This window comes from Romboutsia sedimentorum (assembly GCF_030131845.1).
Taxonomy (GTDB): domain Bacteria; phylum Bacillota; class Clostridia; order Peptostreptococcales; family Peptostreptococcaceae; genus Romboutsia_D; species Romboutsia_D sedimentorum.
This window is the reverse complement of sequence record NZ_JASKYM010000002.1, coordinates 469372-495390: the sequence shown is the minus strand read 5'-3', so window position 1 is coordinate 495390 and position 26019 is coordinate 469372. Positions and strand designations below refer to the sequence as shown.

Below are 26019 nucleotides of genomic sequence, written 5' to 3'. Positions count from 1 at the left end.
CCCCCTTGATTAGTAAGTTATTTTTATGATTTTATTTAATTTTATATCATTAAATATATATTTATAAACATTTAATAAATCTTCATATTTATAATTTTTATGGACATTCTTAACTAAATTAAAAAGCTCTAAATTTTCTTTTTTTAATTCTTTTAATAAGTTTTTGTCTTTAGGTATCCATTTATTATTTATAATGAAATACCCAATTATTATATCTTTTATATATATATTCGTCAAAAACTCATATTCAAACTTTTCTATTTTATGATTTTTATTTAGTCTATCTATTTTACCTTTAATATCAGTTTTCATAAAATATTTTTGTTCATTTGATAAAACACTAGGACCTTCTAAAAATTTCTGATTACATAGTTTTACTATATCAGCTCCAGCTTTTGTTTTATCATAAATTATTTTTGGATCTTTCATTTCTTTCAAGAAAAAATACTCTTTATTGTCTATTAGTTCTTTTAGTCCATCATATGAAAAATAATTAATGTCAAACTCTACCCCATCTACCTCTTTTATCTCTCGCACTTGCTTTTCCCCTTGTTTAGCAAGTACAAATACATCAATATCATTTACTTTTACATCTTTATCATTAAAGTCGATTCCTTTTGAAGAACCTACTAAAAATACTATTTCTGTTTTTGTATCATTTATTATTTTACTTATTTCATTTTTGTATATACTATTAATTGTCTTAATCATTTTTTCTCCATTATTTATTGAAAGCATATGAAATTTTATCAAATATCTCATTGGAACCATCATATTCTATGTTTTCTATAGAACTGATTTTCATTATTCCCATAAGACTATTGCTGATAAAAGCAAAGTCAAATTCCTTCATTTTATCTGATTTTATTTCTAATTCTTCCAACTGTATATTTAATTCGCCACAAATATCCATAATCCTTCTTTTTGTTATCCCATTTAATATAGATAATTTGCTATTTGGCGTAAATATCTTATTACTTTTTATAAAAAATATATTACTCATAGAACATTCTAACACTACATTATCTATATTTATAAATATTCCATCATCATAACCATTTTGTAAAGCATAGTTCTTAGTATAAATACTTTCAAAATAATTTGTAGTCTTATGTCTATTTATTAAGCTATCGCCTCTTTTTATAGGAGATATGTTTAATTTAAATCCATCTTCATACTTTTTTTTAGTATATACTATATCTCTAGTTGAAATATTGTAGCCTTCATCATACACAGTTATTCTAAGGGCTTTATTAGATATCTGATTTTCTTTTATATATTTTAATACTTCTTTTATTAAAAAGTCTTTTTCATATTTTAAACTCAAATTTAATTCTTTTATAGAGTTAAGCATCCTATCCATATGTAAATTTAATTCTATAGGTTCTTCTTCAACCTTTATAGTTTCAAATAATCCTATTCCAAACTTACTTAAATTGCTATCAAATGATACTTTATTCTTCATAATAGCCTCTTAGCGCTTTCATTATAGACTTAGCTTTGTCTAATGTTTCTTGGTACTCATCTTCTGGATTAGAATCCCAAGTCATACCTCCTCCAACTTGGAAGTATATATTCTTATCCTGCTTTACAACAGTTCTTATTGCAATATTTAAATCCATATCTCCATCAAATCCTATATAACCAATAGAACCTGTATATACGTTTCTTTGAGTTGGCTCTAACTCATCTATTATTTCCATAGCTCTAATTTTTGGAGCACCTGTAATAGATCCTCCCGGGAATGTAGCTTTTATTGCATCTATACAATCATTTTCATCATTTAATTCGCCAACTACAGTTGCTACTAAATGATTTACATTTGCATAAGGTTCTATTACAAATAATTCAGGAACCTTTACACTTCCTATTTTTGATATTCTTCCAATGTCATTTCTTTCTAAGTCTACTATCATAAGTAATTCTGCTCTATCTTTTTCACTATTTCTTAATTCTTCTTGAAGCTTTAAATCCTCTTGTACAGTTTTTCCTCTTGGTCTAGTTCCCTTTATCGGTCTAGTTTCAACTTTTCGGTCTTTACATTTTATGAATCGCTCTGGAGAATTTGATAATATGTTGGTATGTTCAAAATTTAAAAATGCTCCAAATGGCGCTGGACTAAATCTTCTTAAATCTCTATAAAGTTCATAACTTGACATATTAGTTTGTCCACTAAATCTTTGAGTTAAATTAGCTTGATATATATCACCTTGTCTTATGTAATTTTGAACTTTTCTAACCGAATCTTCAAATTGTATTTTAGTAAAGTTTGATTTTAGCTTTATAGGCTCAACTTCTTTTTCTTCATAACAAATATTATCTATTCCTTTTTTCTCTGCTTTTATTATTCTATCTTCAATTTCACAAATTATAGTTTTTTCTGCTTCAACATTTATATCAGGAGTAGCTATGTATGTTTTTTGATTTAAATGATCTATTACTACTACCCAATTATATAATCCAAAGTACAAGTCATATACATTTATATCGTCCTCAGCGCTTCTAGGAAGGTCTTCTGTATAGTTCCCTAAGTCATAAGACAGGTAGCCAACTGCTCCTCCTATAAACGGAAGTGATGTATTATTTTCAACTTTGTATTTATTTAATTCTTCTTGTAAATTATCTAGTGGATTATTTAAAGTGTTTTTATATTTAATCACTTTAAAAGGGTTACTACTTATAAAAGAGTATCTTCCTAATTTTTTAGGATCCATAGCACTATCTAATATAAAACTATTTTCCTCATCTTTAAAAATAGTAAATATTTCAAAAGAACCTAATTTAGTATTTATTTCTCTTATCATTATTTTAGTCCCCCTTCTCTAGCTTGTTTTATAAAGTTTTTAAGGATATCATGTCCTTGCTCTGATAATATAGCTTCTGGATGGAACTGAACTCCTTCTATAAGGTATTTTTTGTGTCTTATACCCATTATTTCATTTTCTTTTGTTATAGCTGTTACTTCTAAGTCTTTTGGTAAACTTTCTAAATCTATTACTAATGAATGATATCTTGTTACATTCAAAGGGTTATTAAGACCTTTAAATACACCTTCATTAATGTGCTTTATACTATGAACCTTTCCGTGTACTGGTTGATTCGCTTTTAAAACTTTACCTCCAAATACATGCCCTATAGTTTGATGACCTAAACATATACCAAATATTGGCTTCTTACCTTTAAATTCATTTACTATTTCTATACAAATCCCTGCTTCTTTTGGTGAACATGGTCCTGGCGATAAAAATATCATTTCTGGATTTAGTTTTGTTATTTCTTCTAAACTAATTTCATCATTTCTTTTTATCAATACCTCTTCACCTAGTTCTCCAATGTATTGAACTAAATTATAAACAAATGAATCATAATTATCTATCATAAGAATCATTTCTATTTCCCCCCCACTAAAATTCTATATTCTATGACTGTATTTAATACTACAAATCAATCGAATTTTAGTATTTTATATATGTATATTAATAATTATATATTTTTATAGAAATCTATGTCAATACAGTCCTTTTCAAGTATACTTTAATTATTAAATTTAACTAAAAAAAAGGAGCGTTATCCGCTCCTTTTTGCTATTTTATAACCTGCATTATAGTACTTATCTTTTTTTCCTTTTTGCTCTCTTGATTCTATCAGATTGTTGATTTTGTTTATATAGTTATCATCGTCAGAAAGCCTTATAAGGCTAGCTAAATAGTATCCATCTGTGCTTTTAGGAATTTTTTTATTTATCACTAAATCTATTGCAGTCTTCGCAGCTTCAAAATGTTTTAAATGGGTATGTCCGCCTTCAAATTCTTTTTTAGTGTTGTAAACAATAAAGCCTTCCTTCACTTGAAATATTATAAACTCTTTTCTTTCATAGATTTTATTATACATATATTAAATCAATCCTTCTCAAGATAGTCTTACTATATATATATTAATCTAATTCAAAAATGTTTTATATTTTTTTATTTTTACAATATATTTTCTAAGCATATTATTGCTATGTTGTGAATAAATTCAATTAATATCATATTTATTCTATTTTTAGGTTAATAAAAATCGAATTTTTTATTTATTATTTATTAGCTGTGAAACAGTTACAAACTTATATCCCTTTTCTATCATCTTAGGGATAAGAATATCAAGAGCCTCTACTGTATTGTCTGTTGCATAATCATGTAATAAAATTATATCTCCATTTTTAGCATTATTTATTATTGTATCTGAAATTTTATTTGCTCCAGGATTTTGCCAATCTCGTGCATCTACTGTAGTCCATAATACTATTTTGTAGTGATATTTTTTAGCAATAGCTTCTAATGACTCTTTTTTATAGCTACCATATGGAGGTCTAAATAAAGTCGGTTTTTTTCCTGTCAATTTCACAAGTATGTCTTCACATTTTTTTATTTCGTCTTCTAACTCTGCTTTGCTTAAATTACTTATATCAGGATGATTAAAAGTATGATTTCCTATTTCATGGCCTTCCTTACTTGCCCTAATTAAAGGTTTTGAATACCAATTAGCATGTTTTCCCGCTATAAAAAATGTTCCTTTTATATCATATTTTTTTAATACATCTAAAACTTCGTTTGTTTCTTTAGGATGTGGCCCATCATCAAATGTTAATGCTATTATTTTTTTGTCTGTTGGTCCATTTTTCACAAATACTTCTTCTTCGCTACTATATGCAAATACATTTACATTTAAAATTGTAATTGTAATTAAGCTTATTACAATAAATGCTAATTTTTTATTATGTCTCATATTTATGACGTCCTTTCAAAATTTTACTATTTATAGAAATTTTGAGTATAATATATACTATAATCTCCTCCAAAGCAAACTCCAACTCCTATATTATTATACTCCCCCAAAATATTATTTCTATGACCTTTAGAATTCATCCAGGCTTCATGTGCATATATTGCACTAGTCTGACCAGCTGCTATGTTTTCACCCGCACTAACATAATCAATACCTTCTTTTTTCATTCTATCAAATGGACTTTTATTTTCTTTGTCAGTATGATCAAAATAATTATTTTCCATCATATTTTCGCTATGTTTTCTTGAACTTACAGTTGCTTTTTCACTATACCCTAAACCATTCAATTTTTTTTGATACCTTACGCTATTTGTAAGATCTATTACTTGTAATTCAAAACTTTTTTTTAGATTTTCGCTAGGTTTTGAATACATTGATCTTAAACTCAACTCTGCATCATTACTTATTATTTGATACGAACACACTCTGTTAGATTCATAAATATCATAAAAAAAAGTTATATATTTATTATCTTTTTTTACGATATCATATTGATTTTTTGAATTTATTATATATCTAGTATTTCCTTTTTTCTTGTATTTTAATATATCATAATTATTTATTACATTTTGGTTAGTATCATTTATACATACTTTATCTATTTCACATGAATTTATATAATTACTGTAAAGCCCAACTACAGTATCATTTTCTATACCAACCATAACAAATTTTTCTTTATGTTGATTGTATACATACCACTTAAAGTCATATTCACTATCATCTATTCTGTTTGGTTCTCCTATTATAGATAATACAAATTCCTTAGTATCCCCTATTTTTATAGTCTCAAATTTTTCTACATTTGCATCTATATTCTCATCTTTTTCTGCTTTTTTATTAGCCGTTTTATTTTGAGTTGAAATTTCATATTTAGAGATACCTCCTTTTAAAAAAGAAAAATTAAATAATATACTTATTAAAATAATGCTTATAAATACTATCTTTTTCAATTTACCACACTCCAATAAATTTGCTATTTGACATAGTTTTAATTGTATAAGCTCTTCATGCTAATATTATATATTTATAAAATATGTATTTATAATATATGTTTAAACTTATATATTTATAATATAAAAAACCTTATTCTTTATTTAAATAAGGTTTTTTATATTATAAATGAAAATATTTCATCTAAAGTTCTATTGAATATTGAAGGTTTATCAAATTTCCATGTTCCTTCATAAACTAACTCGTTGTCTAAGTAAAAAGTCCCTTGTCCATGTCTCTTACCATGTACAAATTCACCTTCATATCTCTTTCCTTCTTCCCATATATATGTACCTTGACCATGAGCTAAATTATTTTTCCAATCGCCCTTATATATCAATCTACCAGTTGAATCATAACACGATCCATTTCCATCCATTTTATTATTTTTAAATTCTCCTACATATATACACTCATCATTCCACTTGTATATACCCATTCCATTTCGTTTGCTATTTTCCCAATTACCTATATATTCATTTCCACCATTATAAATCATCTGACCTATACCATTCATTTTGTCGCATTTAAAAGCACCTGTATAGGTATTTCCGTTATTAAATGTAATCATACCATTACCATCTTTCATATCATCTTTAAATTCGCCTATGTATTCTATTCCTTCTATAAATGTATATATACCTTTTCCATTCATTTTTCCATCAATTATCTTACCTATATATACATCTCCATTTGAAAAATTATATATTTTATTAGAAGCCTTTTTAGAATTAGGCAATTCTTCTATGTTGATATTTTCTTTTTCTAGAGCTAAAATTTCTTCTTCTGTTGCTTTCTCTTTTCTTTTAATCGTAATTTTTTGTATAACTTTAATGGTCTTAATTTCTTTTTTTGTATCATTTATAGATTTTAAATATTGATTATATATATTAATATATTCTCTAGATAAATTCATATTGTATTTCTCCTATCAATTTTTGTCAACTTTTATCCTAAACTTATTATATCTTAATTCGAATATATTTTTCCATATATAAATATTTTTTTATATATATTATAGTTATATATTTTATAAATTATATAATTTATTTAAAAAAGGGATATTTCATATCTATGAAATATCCCTTTTTCAAACAATATATTATCCGATTTAATATAAATTATTTTATCTATCCGATCAGTTTATTATTTTTTAAAATTTTTCTATAAATATTTTTCCTTAAATCCTCTTCCTTTTACCTCAGTTACATCATTAACTGATATAAATGATTTTTTATCATATTTTAATGATATTTCTTTTATTTTTGGTATTTCATTTGATGAAACTATACAATATATAATTTTCTTTTTTTCATGAGTATAGGCTCCTTCAGCATCCAAAAATGTAACTCCTCTATGAAGTGAACTCATAATATCTTTAGCAATACAATCACTTTCTCGTGATATAACCATTACAGATTTTTGATAATTCATAGCGTCTTTTACAAAATTCATTGAATACGCATTTAAAAACATTCCTATAAGTGTATACAATGCTAAATCCATTCCAAATAACACTCCACCTATTGAAACTATAAGAATATTTATAGAAAGAGTTGTATCTTTCATGGGTATATTCTTTTTAAATTTTAATATTGCTGCTAGTATATCAGTTCCACCTTGTGATGACTTAGTTCTAAATACAAGCCCAGTTCCTATTCCTGATAGTATTCCTCCATATACACTTTGAAGTAATATATCTTTTATCGGTATAAAATGTCCTATATCTTGAGTCAATCCAAGTAATAGAGAAAATATCATCATATTTGCCAAACTATAAATACAAAATTCATTTTCAAGATATATAAATCCTAAAATAAATATCGGTATGTTTATTAAAAATGTTAAAAGTCCTATATTTACATCCGTTAAGTAGTTTATAGCTGATGATGCACCTGTAACGCCTCCAGCTAGCAAATGTGCTGGTCTTAAAAAACCATTTATTCCTATACATGCTATTATCATACCTATGACTATAACAGAATACCTTAATAAAATATTATCGTTTAGGGCGGTGTTAACTTTGCTCATCTTATTCTCCTTCAAGCTTTTTTTACACATATTGTTTTGTGCACTTATTTTTATATCAAATATATCAATAGTTTTTGATATATTTTTAATACATCATATATTATATTATCTTTTTTATATATGTCCAGTGCATTTTTGTTATAATTTTTAATAATCGTGTATAATTTTAATAGTTTTTGATATGATAGATATTTTTCTATCAGTAAAAGAAAATCACTTTGTTTATCTTGCAATTAATAAAATTTGTAAATTATTCAATTTATATATATTATTATTGAATAATGCTATTTATATATATTTTTTTACACTTGTTTTATTTTTATTTAATTTAATTATGCAATCAATATTTTTTTTATTTCATAACGTGAATTTTAAATTGCAATCATTTCATTATTTGAATTTTAAATTGCAATTATTTTTTAAAATTTTATTTTTTATTATATAATATTTATTATAATAGGTATCAATATAACAGTTATTATTCCCGATATTCCTATAGAAAGTCCACTCATAGCACCTTCTATTTCTCCCATCTCTAATGCTTTAGAAGTTCCTACTGCATGAGCTGATGTACCCAATGCAATTCCTTTAGCTACAGGGTGGGTTATCTTACCTATCTTAAATACCATGGGTGCAATTATAGCACCTACTATACCTGTTAAAATTATAGCCACTACTGTTATCGCTTCTATACCATTTATAGTATTAGTAAGAGAAAGGCCCATAGGTGTAGTTATTGATTTTGGTATTAGAGAGTTTATTATATTGATATTAGCACTACTTAGACTTCCAATTATTTTTACAGACATAAATGATATAACTACTCCGCATCCTATGCCTATAAATATTTCTAATATATATTTTTTAAATAAATTAAATTGTTTGTACAATGGAACTGCCAATATTATGGTTACAGGTCCTAAAAAAAAGTTTACACTTTCTGCTCCTTTTTTATAACTTTCATATGGTATTTTAGTTAAATTTAAAAATAATAGTATTCCAACAATTGCAATTAATAACGGATTCATTATTGGATGTTTTGTTTTCTTTTGCAAATATACACCTAAATTAAAAAATACAATTGTTACTACTAGTCCAAATAGTGGTGTTTCTAAAATATTGTACATGATTAGTTCTCCTTAGATTTTTTTTGTATCATTTTTTCAACTATAATGCCAGTTATATACATAACTATAGCTGTACTCAAGATTATGCTTATTAAAATAACAAATATATTATCTGCTATAAGATCTAATGAGTTTATTAATGATACACCTGCTGGTATAAAAAACATAGCCATATTATCCAGGAACAAATCACTTATCTCTTTTATACTATCTATTTTTATTGCTTTAAATTGTAAAAGTAAAAATAATAATATCATACCGATTATGCCTCCTGGTATTATGACTACACTTTGTATAAATGAACTTATATACTCTCCCGCAGCCCAAATTCCAAGTATTACAGCTAGTTGATTAAGCTTATTCATTTTGCCTCCTTGAAGGTCACCTTATTAAAAAACCTTCCTCTGTCAAAAATTTAAAGGGAGGGTATCCTCCCTTTTATCTTATATATTACTACTTAAACACTTTTTTTTCAAATTTAAATTTATAATATTAATTTTCCACATTTATCTATATAATTGTTATTATTTCCTTGTATCACTTGCGCGTAACCATCTTCAAAATCTGATATTGAATCAAATACAGGAACTATTTCTATATGCCCGGACTTATTTAAAAATCCCCACATCCCTCCTTTTGGAGTGCTTATTCCTCTTGTTAAAGAACTAGAACCTATATTAAACCTTGCTAATCCATCTTTGAAATTGCATGCATAATCAAATATAGGATCTATTACAATATTACCTTGCTTATCTATATATCCCCACTTATTATCTATGCATATCGCAGCCAAACCTTCGTAAAATGGCTTGGCTCTATCAAATAGTAATTTTATTTTCATTTCCCCATTTCTATCTATATATCCCCACTTATCATCTACTCTTACCGCCGCAAAACCTTCAGAAAAATCTGTAGCTATATCATACTCAGGCACTACTATAAGTTCTCCGCTTTTATTTATATATCCATATTTATTTTTTATTTCAACTAATGCTCGTTCTTCAAAAAATTGATTAACATATGTATATATAGGTGGTATAGCTATTTCCCCTTCTTTATTTATAAACCCCCATTTTTTATCAATTTTAACACCAGCTAAGCCTTCTTTAAAATTAGCTGCCGAATCAAATTTAGAACTTATAACCTCCTTTAAAGAAGTATCTATATATCCGTATCTATCATTTACTTTAATCCTAGCTAAACCGTCATTAAACTCAGATGCACTATCTAAATGAAGAAATATTTGTGTATTACCATTTTTGTCTATATATCCAAAAACCCACCTTATTGACTTTCTTATTTTTTTTATGTAAGTAACTACGCAGTATCCATCTCTAAATCTTTCTGATACATATTTAAATCTTGGCTTTATTATAAGGTTTTTATCTTTATCTATAAATCCATACTTACCATCCCTAAGTATTGGAAGAAATAAGTCTTTCTCTATCATACTTAGCCCCCCTATTAAATAATAAACGTATAGTCTTGTTATTATATTTTATTATGCTCTAATACACACTATGCTTATTATTTTAATAGTGTTATTTTTACTTTCCTACAACACCTGTCATAAAATCAATTAACATCATAAAAATAGCTATCTTTATGTATGAAGTTTACATACATAAAGATAGCTATTTTTTAAATTAAATATTTATTTTTCTTTTAAAATTTCATTTACTTTTGAGTTATTATACATACTATTTGGAACCTCACTTCTCAAGCCATAGAATGTATTTTGAGCGTTTTCTAATTGACCATTATTATAATATAGCATTCCTAATTGATAAAACGCATCATCATAATATGTGTCCTTAGATGTATATGTATTTATATATTTTTTATAATATTTTATAGCTTCATCTTTATTACCTAGTTTTTCATTTGCTAAAGCCACTTCATATATTGACTCTGATATATATTGTTTGCTTTTCCCCGTTGATATCGCATACTTAAAACTTTCTATTGCGCCTTTATAATCTTTCTCTTTTTTTAACTCTAGTCCTTTATTATATAAAGTTATTTCATCTGAAACTATTATTTCTTCTTTTTTAGCTTTATCTAATTCTTCTTTTTTCGCTTCTAATTTTTCTTCTTTTTCAGTTAATTTCTCTTCTTTTTCAGTTAATTTATTTCCTGCTTCATCTAATTTTTGATCTTTTTTAACTAGCTGAGAACTTAAATCTTCTATTTTATTTTTATTATAAACAAAATATGCCCCTGCAGCTAATACTAAGCAACCCATTAATATATATGGTATTATATTGTTTTTGTTTTGCTTTGTTTTTATTGTTGTATTTTCTTCTTTATCTAATTCACTTTTTTCTTTTGACTCAAATAAAGAATTATCTTTATCAATTTCTCTAAGTCTATCTAGGTACATTTTACTTTTTTTAGAATTTCCTAATTTATCATATAACAATGATAATATTACGTAAGGTTCAATTAACTCAGGGTCTTCTTGTATCATATTATCTAATATATGTATCGATTCATGATTTAACTCTTCATTTATAAATCTTATAGAGTGGTTATATCTTCCTAAAAATACATTAAACTCATCTGAAGAAAGCTTATCAACGTATTCTCTAGATAATGCATCATTACTATAGCACATAGCAGTATAAAAACTTTCAAATGCCTTAGAAAAATCACATTTTAATAAAGTTAATAAACCCTTTAAGTTTAAAATATCAACATCTTTAGGATTAATCTCTAATGCTTTTTCTATAGTTTCGCAAGCACTAGTTATGTAGTTTTTCTCAGCTAATTCAAGAGCATTATTATATCTATTGTACGATTCTATTTTTAATTCTTTTGACGTATCATCTGAACTATTATTTAGAGCAGTTTGTAAGTTCAAGATTGTCTCTTCCTTATAATTATTTGTTACATAACTTTGTTTCAGTGCCTTTAATGTTTCATTAGTTTCTTCTTCAGCTATATTAAAAAAAGTTAAATCACTTTTATTCTCTTCTATTAAAGCTATATCTAGAATTTTTCTAGGCATCCTTTGTATATCTTGTTTAATTTTTTCACCTAAAATAATAATCGCCTCCTATATATGTATATATATCTAAGATAACACATTTAATATTTTAAGTCAAAACTATACATTTTTCGCTATTTTTCTTTTTTGTAAATTTAATATTTAATATCAAATTTTTTTATTTTTCGATATAAAGTTGCTATGCCTATATTTAATGCTTCTGCTACATTTTTCATACCTTCTGTGTTAGTACCATATTTTTTTATAGCATTTTCGATAGCTTCTTTTTCTAATTGTTCAATAGTTTTTATTTGTTGTGCATATAATTCATTTAATTTAAATGATATTAATTCTGACATACTGTTTATAAAATCTATTAATTCTTTATCTTTTGATAATATTTTATTTTTTTGAGTTTCATCAAATGCTGCGATTCCTAAAATCCCAACTATATTATTTTCAAATTTAACAGGTGTGCATATGTCAGCTAATTCCTTGCAATCAAATCTATTACAGCATAGACTACATTTTTCTTCTAATTCTTTATTCATAACATAGGATTTACCATCTTTAAGTACATTATAATATATAGTTTTTTCAGGTATTACTTCCCCTATTTTATCTTTAAATATTCCAGTCCCAGCTAGTCTAACTAAGTCTTTACTTACTAAAGTAACATCTACCTCAAGTATGCTAGATATGTTCTCGCATACACCTTGTATATAATTTGTTATTTCATTTAAATTCAAATTAATACCTCCTAATATATTAATACAATTTAAAGTATTTTTTATTTTTTATACTTGAGGTGCCGTCTCCTCTGGTTTATTAGGTTTTTCTGGTAAAGTTTCAGGTTTTTCTGGTGGCACGTCAGGTACAACTTCTGGTTTTTCTAGCTTATTAGGTTCCTCTGGTTTATTAGGTTCGTCTGGTTTATTAGGTATCTCTGGCACTATAGGAGGTACTTGTGAATCCTTTTTAGGTTCTTCTTTTTTTGGTTCCATTGTCCCAACTGCAATCACCCCTTGTTTCTTTGGATAATATGACGTTGCTACTTTTTCTTTTTTAGCAACGTTTCCATTATTATCTACATACAATCTATACGTAGATACTGTATATCCATTTCTGCTAGCCTCTAAGTTTTTTTCTTCACCTTTAGGTATTGTTGGATCATCTACTTTTTTTACAGGTGCAACAGATACTCCATCTATACTTGTAGATATTTGTATATTTTGCTTATCTTTTGAACTCCCATATATCTCACACGTTACAACATTACCTGATACATAATTTTTAAAATATACAGGATACTTTAAATTATTTTTAAATACAAAATCTATTCCTCCATCTGTTACTGTAGCATCTCTACCCTTAGGTACATAAGTAGATGGTATCGAATGATTTTTTAAGTTAACTATTTCTAATCCTGCATATAAAACTGAATTATATAATGTAGATGAAACCTGGCAAACACCTCCGCCTATACCTTCTTGAACAACACCTTGTACAATTACTGGTGCATTTTTATATCCATTAGCTACGGTTCTCATACCTGTATGATCGTTATAAGAAAACACTTCATCTGGCATTAATAAAATATCACTCGTTTTGCTTGCAGCTATATTTATATTACGACTTCTACCAGATACCGAAGAATTAAATGTTGTAGAATAGCTTCCTAATAAAGTATCAACTTCTTCTAGTTGCTCCTTTTTTATATTAGGTTCTATTTTAGTAACAACTAGTTCTTCCTGTTTATTGCCTTTTTGAAGTTCTCTAATAATATTTTTTATACTCTCTTGTGTATTTACACTTAATCCACTATTACCTTCAACCACATCTATAGATGAACTATTTACGTTTAGTTTGGCATCTTTTACTTCTACATTTATTTCTTTTGATATATTATCTATTACTTTTTTTAATTTTTTATCATCATAATTTATATCTATTTTAATATTATTTTTTTTACCAAAATTAGCTTTTATAGTTTTGGTCATATTATTTATAAACGATGTTTCTCTATTTTGATTGTATGCTTGTTCTAAAGTTTTATCTACATCGTAAGAAAGATCAATTTCTTTACTATCTATATTCCACTTTTCATTTAAGTATTTAACTTCTATATTTTCTAGTTTATAATTTTTTTCTAATTTTTCTTTTGCTTGTTTTTTATTTAGTCCACCTAAATTCACTTCATTAATATATGTATTTTTTAATACTTTATCTCCATTTATTTGTAAAGTAATCCATCCTACAAACAATACTATAAGTGATAATAAAATACCTATACCAACATATATTTTTTTTTTCATACTACCCATTCTTGTATCTCCTTAATTTTATATTAGTTCTATATATTATTTTTTCACGCTTTACTGATACAATAAACATATCTATATAAAATTATGAAAATATAAAACATTATAAATCAAAATACTAAAGCTTGTTAAATACACGCTTTAATACTCACTAATTTTATCTTTTGATATAATATATATTTTTTCAGTATACATATTTATAATATAAACTTGTTTCTCTTTGAAGAAACCACTATTCACCATTTCATAATAATACAAATCTTTATTTTTTCCTAATATCTTGTTCAAATTTTCTTTATCTGTTACATGTCTTTGAGCTTTATCTTGGCTTATCTGTGATATTTCCTTATATTTATGTCCTTTTTCATCAAGCTTTTTGCCCAATATAAATTTTGCTTTTTCTTGAGTGATTGCAAACTGCATTTTCCCGTTACCAATATGTCTAAAATAACCATCAATATAGTCTTGTTTATAATCTTTGTCAGTATCTTTATAAGAATACATTTCTTTTGTTTTAGCATTTATTAAAATTTCATCAGTTAATATATCATGTTCTAGTAATTCTACATAATAATATTTTTCACCATCTATCATTTGATAAAATGAGTTTATTGATAAATTTTCTTTCTTTTTACCACTTTTTTTACATATTAAATTTATTATATCTTCAGATGAAAGTGTATAAAGAGATAGTTTCTTTTTATATTCTTTTTCTAAAGATAATATATTTTCATCATTTGGATAATAGTGTTTAATATATTCTATATATTGAAGTGCCTCTTCATAATTTCCATTTTCATCAGATTCATAAATTTTTTGTATGTAATAATCATACATGTCTTCTATACACTTACTTTTTTTATCTTGTGCTAAATCATAGTATTTTTTATCTTTTTCTAATACCTTACTATATCCTACTATAGCTTCATAATACATACGATTATTGTTGTTTTTATCAGCTTCTTGATATAATTTCCTTGATTCATTAATTTCTTCTATATTTTGTTTATATAAATCTAATTCATATACTATTCCATTTAGAGTTGATGCTATGTTCATATAAGAAATCGCAATTTCATAATCTATATTTTCTTTTTCATACATCTCACTCGCTCTTTTTCCCTGCTCTACAACTCGTTTAAAATCTATTTCTATAGTTCCTAACGCATTTATGGTATTTATAATCCCTATATATTGCTCTTTTGTTATTTCTTTGTTTATATATTTATCTCCACTTTCAAGAAGTAATTTGTTTATTTTCTTGGAAATAGATTTGTTAAATCTATTCATTTTAATTTCTGAGAATTTATCTTTATAATCATCATAATTTTCAAGAGCAATAGAATATTTACGCTGTTCTATATTTTTCAATAATGTATTAGATTCTTTTTCTATACTAAACTCATCACCACTTATAAAAAATATAACCATTAAGATTATTAACCCTAATATTGATAATGAAGCTGCAATTATAGTTTTTTTGTGTTTATCTATAAAATCTACACCTTTATTAAAGGATTCTTTTAAATTCATTAGCTTTCCCTTCCTAAATTTACTGATTTATTAACGCTATAAACTTCTTTATATTATATCATATATATACATTATTAACCATATCTTCACTTAACAGTCATATTGTTGTAAATTGAATTTACCCTTCTATTTTTTCATATTATATAATAAATATAATACTTATATCATCATAATTTCCATGTTTACTTAAATCTTTTAAATAATCTTTATATCCTATTTTTAATAATTCTTTTGAAAATATATTTTTATTATATTTTTTCATCGTAGTATCTAAACTTTCATACAATTTTTCATCATTTTCAAAACTATTTTCATATCCATCTGTAAATAAAATTATACTATCTACCTGTGATTCACTATTTTTTTCTATATAATATATAATATTTTTATATGAATCGTACCTTCCAAGAGAATCTACAATTTTCTTATATTTTGTGTTTATAACCTTTTTATAGCTATCGTTACTTTTAGTTACAATATCTCCATCTCCTATTTTTAAATACAATCTAAATTTATCAGTGATAAGTGTTGCAATTAATGTTGTTGAATATTTTAAATATTGAGGCTTATAAACTATCGGCTTATTTTTTTTATAATCTTGTTCTACTAAATCCATCCATTGGTCAAATACACGCTTTTGTATTATTCCCTTTTCTAATAATTCTAAGATATTGTCTTCATCCATATTAATTAATTCTTCAAGTATATTTATTGCACATTGGCATGCTAATTTAGAACCAACGTCACTATATTTAAAAAATTCCCCACTATGTCCATCTGCAACTGCACAAATTATTACATTTTCTAAAATTTTATAATCTAAATAGTCTTGAGAGTTTGAGTTTTTTAATACATTCTTATACCCCACTACGCTACATTGAAATATATTATAATCCATAAATAATCTCCTCCTATATAATTTACTTATATTTATTTTCTATTATAGGTATTAAAAAATTATAACAAAAAAACACAGTATTAACTGTGCTTTTAATTTAAAATATAACTTATATTTATTATGAAATTTTTCTTTTCGCATTAATAGTTTCTCTACGGTTATCTCTTTTTACTTTAGTAGTATCTCTCTTTACCTTACTTGTATCTCTTTTTACTTTATTTGATGTCAAAGTTTTGTTCTTTCTTATCTTCTTTTTGCTAAAGAATATTTTTTTATAGTTATATAATACTAACCCAAATGTTAAACCTAGAGTTGAAACAGCAAGGATCATTAAATAATAATCTAGCCCTACAAATATTCCCATAACAGCATTTACTATAATTAGTGTAAATGTCAGTAAAAAACATACAACACTTGACATAATCAATACCCTTAAGACATTTTTCAATTTTCTTAGGATTTTTTTCAACATTCTCACCCCATACAATAACAAATATTTACATTTAATCTTATACTTAACTATAACAAATACCAAGAAAAATATCAATTATTATTAGTGTTTTTTGTTAAAATTTCAACTAAAATATTGATTTTTTAGGCGTAACACTACTCTATACAATTTAATACAATAAGAATAGGTGATATTTTATTAAATTAAGGGGTGATATATATGCCAAGTCTGCCAAGTTTAGGATCAAAAGCTCCTGATTTTAAGGCTAACACAACATTTGGACCTATTGAATTGTCTGACTATTATGGGAAATGGATTGTTTTATTTTCTCATCCTGGTGATTTTACACCAGTTTGTACAACAGAATTTTTATGTTTTGCTAAATACTATCCTGAGTTTCAAAAAAGAAATACTGAACTAATAGGTCTTAGTATTGATAGCAATAGCTCACATTTAGCTTGGATATATAATATATTTTCATTAACAGGAGTAGAAATACCATTTCCAGTAATTGAAGATAGAGATATGAAAATCGCTAAATTATATGGGATGATTTCAGAAACAATGAGCAACACATCAACTGTTAGATCTGTTTTTATAATAGATGATAAACAAATACTAAGAACAATACTTTATTATCCTTTAACAACAGGAAGAAACATTCCTGAAATATTAAGAATAATAGAAGCTTTACAAACAAGTGATAAAGATAATGTGGTAACTCCAGCTAATTGGTTCCCTGGAATGCCAGTTCTACTACCATATCCTAAAACTTACAAAGAATTAAAAAGTAGAATCAAAAACTGTGATAAAAACTGTACATGCGTAGATTGGTATCTTTGTTTTGTTCCTGATAAAAATAAAGATTTGGATAATAAAAACTCCACAAACTACGTTCCTTGTCAATCTAAAAAAAGTAAAAAATCTACACGTCCTCAAATAACAGATATAAAAAATCAACCTATTGATATTTCATACTGTCCTAATGTTACTCCAATAGTTATGGAATATGTTTTTGGTAATCCTAAAAATGTAGATGAAAAACTTTTAGATGCTGTTATTTATGCATTTGTTGAAATAAATACTGATGGAACGTTATTAGTTCCCACTCCAAAGTATTTAAACCAGTTGCTAAATTTAAGATCTCAAAAACCAGATTTAAAAGTAATAGCAGCTATAGGTGGCTGGGGGGCAGATGGTTTTTCTGATGCTGCACTAACACCTACTTCTAGATATAATTTTGCTAGACAGGTTAATAAACTAATAAATCAATATAAATTAGACGGTGTAGACATAGATTGGGAGTATCCTGCTACTAGTGCAGGGGGTATTAAATCTAGACCAGTAGATAGAGAGAACTTCACACTACTTCTTACTGCTATAAGAGATGTTATAGGAGATGATAAATGGTTAAGTGTCGCTGCCACAGGTGATAAAGGGTATATAAATAGAAGTGTTGAAATAGATAAAATAGCTCCACTTATAAATTATTTTAATCTTATGAGCTATGATTTTACAGCTGGAGAAACTGGAGAACTAGGTAAAAGACATCACGCTAATCTTTATGATTCTGATCTTAGTTTGCCTGGGTATAACGTTGACCTTTGGATTAAAAACTTAGAAGCTGCTGGAATGCCCTCTTCAAAAATATTACTAGGCGTTCCTTTTTACGGTAGACTCGGAGCTAATATAACTAGATCTTACGATGAACTTAGAAAAAATTATATAAATAAAAACGGATATGAATATAAATTTGATGCAAAAGCCCAAGCCCCATACCTTGTAAAAGACGGTAACTTTGCAATGTCATATGATGATCCTCTTTCTATATATTTAAAATCACAATATATACTTAAAAACTGTTTAGGAGGAATATTCTCTTGGACATCAACTTATGATCAAGCAAATATACTTGCAAAAGCTATGTATGACGGAATAAATGATCCTGTTTTATTTAAGGAAAAATTAGAAGATATGTATGGAGAATTTTAAAAAATATAAAAAGTCTTGCTCTTTTGCAAGACTTTTTATATTCCTATAGATGCTTTAGCTAGCCTATCAGCTTCTTCATTGTATTTATTACCACTATGAGCCTTTACTTTAACAAATTTAACATTTAGCTTATTTTTTATACTATCATAGAATTTTTTATAATCAATAGTTCCTTCTTTGTTAGCTTTCCACGCCCCATTACACCATTTTTCAATTCCTTCATAATCAAAATATAAAGTTAAGTTTTCAACTTTATTGCTTATACAATATTGCATTGCAATTTTAGCAGCTTCTATTTCTCCAGCTACATTTCGCATACTTACAAGTGATTCATTTTCGCCTTTTGTACTATATGTTTTTTCTACTTTATTATCCTTTAATATTACTACACCTGAGCCATATGCTCTAATACAATGTTCATAACTTCCATCTACATATGCTTCTAAGCAACTATCTGAATTTTGAAAAACTTCATTTTTTTTATCTTCTATATAACATTTTGCTTCGTTTAAAGTTTCAAAACTTTTATACTCAGCTCTTGAAAAACCATTCACTTGTTCTTTGCAGTCATTCCAAGTATTATATATCCCTATTTTTTTTCCTTTTTTTACAGCATAAAATTTTATTTTACTCAAATAATCGCCTCCTTATTATATTTATTTTTGTATTAAGTATAATATATATTTTATCCTATAGCCATTGAATTTAAAAGATTTATTTAAATTTTCATTATATTATAAAATGTTATTATTTCATTTTAGTAATTATTTAATACTTTATTATTTTTTTAATACATGGTATAATTCTTAAATAAATAAAATATCGAATATAACTAATTGGTAGAGGTCGCATTGTTAATAAGTAATTTTGTTGAGTTAAGCACGAAGACGCAAAATAAAAGGTAACAGTGCCGAAATATATAAGTGATGCTTTAAGCTTATATGTTGGGGTCATATAAAATATATATGACACTGTCACATTAACATGTGGAGTACTATCTTTAGATTAAGTTTTTAATTCAATGTTTGCATTGGATACTTAAGTCTAGGATAACTTCTTATCCTAGACTTTTTTTAATCTCAAATTTCTCCTTACTGTTATATTCGATGCAAATTAATAGGAGGATTTTATGACAACTAACAGTAAAAAGCAAGTAACATTATTCGACGCACTATTATGTGTAGGGTTTTTAGTAACAATTTTAGTAACATGTTTAGTATTTTTAAGAAAATATGAAATATCTGCTCATATACCACTTATAGTTGGTGCAGTTTTTACAGCATCTATAGCTGTATTTAAATTAGGTTTTACTTGGAAAGAATTAGAAGACGGAATTTTATCTACAATAAATACTACGATGCAAGCAATTCTTATACTTTTAATAGTTGGTATGCTAATTGGAACTTGGATTCTTGGAGGTGTAGTTCCCTCTATGATATATTGGGGGCTTAATATCTTATCACCTGGTATATTCTTAGTTGCTACAACACTTATATGTGCAATCGTATCTATTTCAACTGGTTCATCTTGGACTACTGCAGGCACAATAGGTATTGCTTTACTTGGTATAGGTAATGCACTTGGTATCCCTACTAATATAATTGCAGGTGCAATAATATCTGGTGCTTATTTTGGAGATAAAATGTCGCCACTATCAGATACTACAAATTTAGCTCCTGCTATGGCTGGTACAACTTTATTTGAGCATATTAAACATATGCTATACACAACTGTTCCAGCTTTATTGATATCTCTAGTTTTATATGGAATAATTGGTATGAAATATGCTGGTAATCAAATAGATACTACTCAAATAAATCAAATACAGACTGCTTTACTTAATAACTACCATACTTTATCTCCATTATTACTTTTAGTACCTGTAGCTGTTATAGTACTAGTAATCTTTAAAGTTCCAGCAATACCTGCACTTATAGGTGGAGCTTTACTTGGTGGTGTAATTGCTGTAGCTTTCCAAGGCTCATCTATGGCAGATGTATTTTTAGCTGCTAAAGGTGGATATGTTTCATCTACTGGTATGGACTTTGTAGATCAACTATTAACTCGTGGTGGTCTAGATAGTATGTTAGGAACAGTTTCTTTAATGCTTTGTGCTTTAACTGTAGGTGGCATATTAGAGAAAACTGGAATGCTAGAGGTAATAGCTAAAGCTATATTAAGTGTAGCTAAAGGAACTTTTGGACTAATAGCAGCTACAATATTTACATGTATTGGAACTAACGTAGCTGTTGCTGATCAATATTTAGCTATAGTTATACCAGGAAGTATGTATAAAGATGCATTTATAAAGCAAGGTTTATCTCCTAAAAACTTATCTCGTGCTTTAGAGGATAGTGGTACAGTAACTTCAGCACTTATTCCATGGAATACTTGTGGAGCTTATATGTCTGCTACACTTGGAGTTGGCTCATTTGCATTTTTACCATATGCATTCTTCAACTTACTTTGTCCTTTAATTTCTTTATTCTTTGGGGCAACTGGATTAACAATTGAAAAACTTTCAGATGAAGAAAAATTAAGACTTGAAAATGTCGCTTAATAAATTAACTTAATAAAAAATAGCGTTGTTATTAATAACAACGCTATTTTTTTACGTATTTATGTTTACTGTCTTATTATTACAAATACCATATATAGGATATATATAAGTACAAGAAAGATTCCTTCTATCTTATTTACACTTTTTTTAGTAGCTGCAAATATACAAGTTAATACAGTTACAACTATCATAACAAGCATATCTATAAATACAATAGGATGAACTGGTATATTACTTATAGTTGAAGATATACCTAAAACAAATAGTATGTTAAATAAATTTGATCCAACTACATTCCCTATTGCAATATCACTGTCTCCTTTTCTTGCAGCAATTACACTAGTTACAAATTCAGGTAAAGATGTACCTATCGCAACTATTGTAAGTCCTACTAAGTTTTCACTCATTCCCAGGGTTATAGCTATACTACTTGCAGAATTGACTACCATTTGACCACCTATAAGTATTCCTATAATACCTAATATACTCATAAATATACTTTTTCCAATAGATATGTTTTCTTTAGCTTGGTCTATATTCATTTCTTCTTTTGATGTAAGTGCCATCTCTATTAAATAATACATAAATATTCCAAATAACGCTAATAGCATTAATCCATCCGCTCTAGTTAATAGGTTTTCGCTATAGCCTTGAAACTTTACATCATGTGCTAATATCATCAAAACTACTGCTGCTAATATTGCAAACGGAAACTCTTTTATTATAGTACTCTTTTGTACTTTAATAGGATTTATTATAGCTGCAACACCAACTACACATAATAAATTGAATATATTAGATCCAACTACGTTTGCTATTGCCATATCATTGCTTCCTTTTAAAGCAGCTGTAACACTTACTGCAGCTTCTGGTGCACTAGTTCCAAATGCAACTATAGTTAAACCTATTATCAAAGTTGGAACTTTAAAAATCTTAGCGATTGATGAAGAACCTACTACAAATGTATCTGCTCCTTTTATAAGTAGTAAAAAACCTATTATTAATAATATATAATTCATATAAGCCGCCTTCCTTATTTCTTCATTTATATTTAGCTCCTTATAATAGTTATTTTTTCTAAATTGTTATATCTTATTCAACATATAAGTTTGCTTATATAAAAATAGGCATATTATTTTATATACAAAATATTTATTTAGGCTTATATTTAAGTTTATCTTTATGTATTGAGTAATTTTGATTATAGTAATTTATTTTTAAGATTTCGTCTTTAAAATCAACCACATTACTATTTATATTTCTATTTTTCATTTGCTTGTTTATAAATTTTTCTACATTTTTAATGTTCATATTATCATCATATTTTAATATATCTATAATTTCCATTAAAGTCTTATTCATAACAACAGTTCTAGACTTATATAAGTGATCACTTATACATTCTGTTATTTTGTTTTTGCCCATAATATTTATCCTGCATCCATGTAAATCTCTTTCTAATTTTTTTATAGTATGAATATTAGTTCCTGTATTAAAAATCACAAAACAACCATAATCATATTGGCTCCTTAAAATTCTACCCATAGCTTGTTTAACCTTTATAGCCATCTGTGGATAATTCACAACATGATAAGGCAAATTATATTTTTTCATAATTGTTGAATACAGTGGATCTTTGGGATTTAAATTTGGTATTTTATCTAATGTAACACAGATTAATCCATCTCCCGGTATATCTACGCCTTCAAAACAACCCTTAGAACCTAATACTACACACTTTTTGTTTATGTCATTTAAATTTTTAATACCTTTTTTATTCATATAAACTTCTATATTTTGATTATTCAAATCGTCTAAAAGATAATTATACGTTTTTTCTAGCCTATCTCTACTATTAAATAAAGATAGTAAATGACCTTGTGTTATCTTAGATACATTATTTATAACATCACTCATTTCTTTTGGAAAATCTTTATTGTTATAGTTGCACAAATCATTTAAACCAATTATTGATACTCTATTTTTATAATCATATAACGGAGGTATTATTTTTTCTATACTTTCAACTCTGTTTATACCTAACGTATTTTTAAAATAATCCATACTATTTTCTACACTTAAAGTAGCTGATAAAAATACACCACTTTCTATTTGTGTTAATATATTTTCTTCAAATAATGCAGCTAATTTTAATGGAACAACTCTTATTTCAAAGTAATTATAATTTTTATCTATTTCAATTATCCTTGCAAAATCATCATCTTTACTATATTCCATAAAGGTTTGAAATACAGATTTTATGTTTTCTAATTCATTTATTCTAGCTTTTCCAAATTTATAAACATCAGACTCTTTATCTATACTATCGTCATCTAAATTTCTATCTATTATAATCAATATAGATACTAAATTTCTTATGATTTTATCGCAACTATTTTTTATTACTTGGCTATATTTATCGTAAGTTATATTTTTTATTTCATTATCAATTTTTATCTTTCCTGCTATTTCATTTTCTTGTAGATTTAATTCCCACCTTAAATTATACTTACTTATATTTTTATAATGTGAATTCATTCCAAATTCTAATATATTTTTCATTTCTTCTATTATTAAATTTATATTAGTACTTATCTTATTTTTTATATTTCTATCAAAATGTACATGATGATAAAATTTATCAAATGGTTTTATTTTTTTATTTTTATTTTCGTATGCAAATATGCTATTATTTATATTTTCATATGGATATATTTCTTTTAAAAAATGGCTAAACATCTTATAATCAATGATACTTGAAAAAAAATCATATCCTTTTTCAGCTAAATTATGTGCTTCATCAACTATTATATGTTCCAATGGCTTTTCTTCCTTATAAGGCCATTTAGCAAGTAGTGAATGATTTATAACTGTTATATCTTCTTCCTTTAATTCTTCTGTTCTTATTTTATATAAGCAATTTTTAAAGCATTTTTTAGGCCTACATAAATTAGGATCGCACATTACATATCTTAAGTGGATATCCATTTTTTCAAAATGACTTATTATGAAATGATTTATTTCTTCTATATCTCCATGTTTCCCATCTTTTATAAATCTTTCTAATATTATAATACCTAATATCTCTTCTATAGTTGGATTTTGTTCGTTATAATCTTTTTTATAAATCTCCAATTTTTCTACACAGATATAATTATTTTTCCCCTTTATATATCCATAGCTAACTTTATTGTTAAGATTTAACGAGTTCAATACATTAGGTATATCTTTATTAATAAGCTGTATTTGTAATTCCTTTGTATCAGTAGATATAATAACTCTTTTATTATTAAGCCTCGATTCTAAAATTACAGGAAGCAAATATCCTACACTTTTTCCTATTCCTGTGGGCGCTTGTATGCATGCTATTTTAGGATTAGCTGATTTTGTTTTAAATGTTTCTCTTATAGTTTTTGTAAGTTCATATTGACCAGGTCTATATTCATATAAAAATCCCTCTTTACTTTCCCATATACTTTCATCCTTTAATAATTCTTCATAGTTTTTATCATTTTTATAAACCTTTTTTAAAATATCTTTTTCTTTTATACCTTTGTCTTCCCTCAATATCTCTTTTTCATAATGATATTGTGTATAAGAAGCATTATCTATCAACTCACTCCATTCCCATTTTGATAGCATGAATTTATTTAGATATGAGTTTATTTTAAATGTTAAGGGCTCTAATGTAGATTCTTCTGACTTTTTTAATTTAACTATTAACACATTAATTATTTTAATCATATCTTCTATTTTATGTAGAGTAAGCGACTTCTTATCTATTTTTTGAGTGCTACTTATTAATTGTTTTTTTAAATAATTTAAATTATATTCTTTATGGTATGGCTCTAATACAATTGCTAATTCCATAGAGTTTATAATTTTATTTTTTATTTTTGGCATATATTTATTTAAAATTTGTTTTATAAACAATGTGTCGTGGCAAATAATTACTGCATCTTCAAAAAATTCTACAAATTCATCTATTATGTTGTTTAGTTTAGGCGCACTTTGAATGTTTTTTTTATATAAATCACTATATCGAGAATATGCTTGTGTCGAAATTGGTTTTTGATTTTTGATTAAGGTGTTAAATATTTGCTTATTACCATTTTTTATTTTAACAGCTCCAATTTCTATTATTTCAAAGTTATTCAAATTTAACCCGCTTGTTTCTATATCTAAATATACAACATTATCTAAAATGCTTGTAACTTCATTAGATAATGTATTTATAGTATCTTTCATTTTTTAGTCCTTTCAATAAAATATCTTTTAAATTCTCTTAATAAGATTT

23 protein-coding genes and 1 riboswitch are annotated in these 26019 nt (G+C 26.0%); of the genes, 2 read left to right on the top strand and 21 right to left on the bottom strand.

Annotated features, from left to right (window positions below):
• Nucleotides 1-9: 9 nt before the first annotated feature.
• From QOZ84_RS07550 to QOZ84_RS07465, 18 genes are all read right to left on the bottom strand, one after another.
• Nucleotides 10-711, bottom strand: a complete 702-nt coding sequence (locus QOZ84_RS07550) for a hypothetical protein (RefSeq protein WP_284132343.1) — start codon at nt 709-711, stop codon at nt 10-12.
• Between the two features lie 10 nt (nt 712-721).
• The gene (locus tag QOZ84_RS07545) at nt 722-1465 is read right to left on the bottom strand and encodes an aminotransferase class IV (protein WP_284132342.1); all 744 of its coding nucleotides are present in this window, start codon (nt 1463-1465) and stop codon (nt 722-724) included.
• Entirely contained in the window at nt 1455-2804 is a 1350-nt protein-coding gene (pabB, locus tag QOZ84_RS07540) for an aminodeoxychorismate synthase component I (protein ID WP_284132341.1), read from the bottom strand. Before pabB ends, QOZ84_RS07545 begins: the two co-directional genes overlap by 11 nt.
• Nucleotides 2804-3388 (bottom strand): anthranilate synthase component II, encoded by a 585-nt coding sequence (locus tag QOZ84_RS07535; protein WP_284132340.1) that lies wholly within the window; start codon nt 3386-3388, stop codon nt 2804-2806. The genes pabB and QOZ84_RS07535 overlap by 1 nt, the downstream gene beginning before the upstream one ends.
• Nucleotides 3389-3567: 179 nt before the next feature.
• Nucleotides 3568-3891 (bottom strand): hypothetical protein, encoded by a 324-nt coding sequence (locus QOZ84_RS07530; protein WP_284132339.1) that lies wholly within the window; start codon nt 3889-3891, stop codon nt 3568-3570.
• A 177-nt stretch (nt 3892-4068) separates the two neighbouring features.
• The gene (locus tag QOZ84_RS07525; RefSeq protein WP_284132338.1) at nt 4069-4767 is read right to left on the bottom strand and encodes a polysaccharide deacetylase family protein; all 699 of its coding nucleotides are present in this window, start codon (nt 4765-4767) and stop codon (nt 4069-4071) included.
• A 26-nt stretch (nt 4768-4793) separates the two neighbouring features.
• Nucleotides 4794-5780: a CAP domain-containing protein gene (locus tag QOZ84_RS07520; RefSeq protein WP_284132337.1), complete on the bottom strand. Its 987-nt coding sequence runs from the start codon at nt 5778-5780 to the stop codon at nt 4794-4796.
• Nucleotides 5781-5938: 158 nt separating this feature from the next.
• Nucleotides 5939-6736: an MORN repeat-containing protein gene (locus QOZ84_RS07515; protein ID WP_284132336.1), complete on the bottom strand. Its 798-nt coding sequence runs from the start codon at nt 6734-6736 to the stop codon at nt 5939-5941.
• Nucleotides 6737-6984: 248 nt separating this feature from the next.
• Entirely contained in the window at nt 6985-7851 is an 867-nt protein-coding gene (locus QOZ84_RS07510) for a YitT family protein (RefSeq protein ID WP_284132335.1), read from the bottom strand.
• Between the two features lie 437 nt (nt 7852-8288).
• Nucleotides 8289-8978 carry an LrgB family protein gene (locus QOZ84_RS07505; protein WP_284132334.1) on the bottom strand — a complete coding sequence of 230 codons (690 nt, stop codon included), beginning with the start codon at nt 8976-8978 and terminating at the stop codon, nt 8289-8291.
• Between the two features lie 2 nt (nt 8979-8980).
• Complete coding sequence (locus QOZ84_RS07500; RefSeq protein WP_284132333.1) at nt 8981-9343, bottom strand: CidA/LrgA family protein; 363 nt, start codon at nt 9341-9343, stop codon at nt 8981-8983.
• 119 nt (nt 9344-9462) lie between these two features.
• Complete coding sequence (locus tag QOZ84_RS07495) at nt 9463-10428, bottom strand: WG repeat-containing protein (RefSeq protein WP_284132332.1); 966 nt, start codon at nt 10426-10428, stop codon at nt 9463-9465.
• A 204-nt stretch (nt 10429-10632) separates the two neighbouring features.
• A complete protein-coding gene (locus QOZ84_RS07490; protein ID WP_284132331.1) occupies nt 10633-11988 on the bottom strand; it encodes a tetratricopeptide repeat protein in 1356 nt (451 codons plus the stop codon).
• A gap of 134 nt (nt 11989-12122) precedes the next feature.
• Nucleotides 12123-12716, bottom strand: a complete 594-nt coding sequence (locus QOZ84_RS07485; protein ID WP_284132330.1) for a helix-turn-helix domain-containing protein — start codon at nt 12714-12716, stop codon at nt 12123-12125.
• Nucleotides 12717-12764: 48 nt separating this feature from the next.
• Complete coding sequence (locus tag QOZ84_RS07480; RefSeq protein WP_284132329.1) at nt 12765-14291, bottom strand: VanW family protein; 1527 nt, start codon at nt 14289-14291, stop codon at nt 12765-12767.
• 138 nt (nt 14292-14429) lie between these two features.
• Complete coding sequence (locus QOZ84_RS07475; RefSeq protein WP_284132328.1) at nt 14430-15821, bottom strand: UbiD family decarboxylase; 1392 nt, start codon at nt 15819-15821, stop codon at nt 14430-14432.
• A 139-nt stretch (nt 15822-15960) separates the two neighbouring features.
• Complete coding sequence (locus QOZ84_RS07470; protein WP_284132327.1) at nt 15961-16719, bottom strand: protein phosphatase 2C domain-containing protein; 759 nt, start codon at nt 16717-16719, stop codon at nt 15961-15963.
• A 118-nt stretch (nt 16720-16837) separates the two neighbouring features.
• Nucleotides 16838-17140 carry a hypothetical protein gene (locus QOZ84_RS07465; RefSeq protein ID WP_284132326.1) on the bottom strand — a complete coding sequence of 101 codons (303 nt, stop codon included), beginning with the start codon at nt 17138-17140 and terminating at the stop codon, nt 16838-16840.
• 249 nt (nt 17141-17389) lie between these two features.
• Between QOZ84_RS07465 and QOZ84_RS07460 the strand changes: the two genes are divergently transcribed.
• Nucleotides 17390-19162 (top strand): peroxiredoxin, encoded by a 1773-nt coding sequence (locus QOZ84_RS07460; protein WP_284132325.1) that lies wholly within the window; start codon nt 17390-17392, stop codon nt 19160-19162.
• Nucleotides 19163-19197: 35 nt separating this feature from the next.
• On the opposite strand, the gene QOZ84_RS07455 is transcribed toward QOZ84_RS07460, so the two are convergent.
• Nucleotides 19198-19797 (bottom strand): ribonuclease H family protein, encoded by a 600-nt coding sequence (locus QOZ84_RS07455; protein WP_284132324.1) that lies wholly within the window; start codon nt 19795-19797, stop codon nt 19198-19200.
• 197 nt (nt 19798-19994) lie between these two features.
• Nucleotides 19995-20167: riboswitch (Lysine riboswitch) on the top strand.
• Between the two features lie 124 nt (nt 20168-20291).
• Here QOZ84_RS07455 and nhaC point away from each other — a divergent pair.
• Nucleotides 20292-21722 carry a Na+/H+ antiporter NhaC gene (nhaC, locus tag QOZ84_RS07450; protein WP_284132323.1) on the top strand — a complete coding sequence of 477 codons (1431 nt, stop codon included), beginning with the start codon at nt 20292-20294 and terminating at the stop codon, nt 21720-21722.
• A gap of 65 nt (nt 21723-21787) precedes the next feature.
• On the opposite strand, the gene QOZ84_RS07445 is transcribed toward nhaC, so the two are convergent.
• On the bottom strand, nt 21788-22741 hold the full coding sequence (locus tag QOZ84_RS07445; protein ID WP_284132322.1) for a calcium/sodium antiporter: 954 nt from the start codon (nt 22739-22741) through the stop codon (nt 21788-21790).
• A 133-nt stretch (nt 22742-22874) separates the two neighbouring features.
• The gene (locus QOZ84_RS07440; protein ID WP_284132321.1) at nt 22875-25970 is read right to left on the bottom strand and encodes a helicase C-terminal domain-containing protein; all 3096 of its coding nucleotides are present in this window, start codon (nt 25968-25970) and stop codon (nt 22875-22877) included.
• Nucleotides 25971-26019 lie beyond the last annotated feature (49 nt).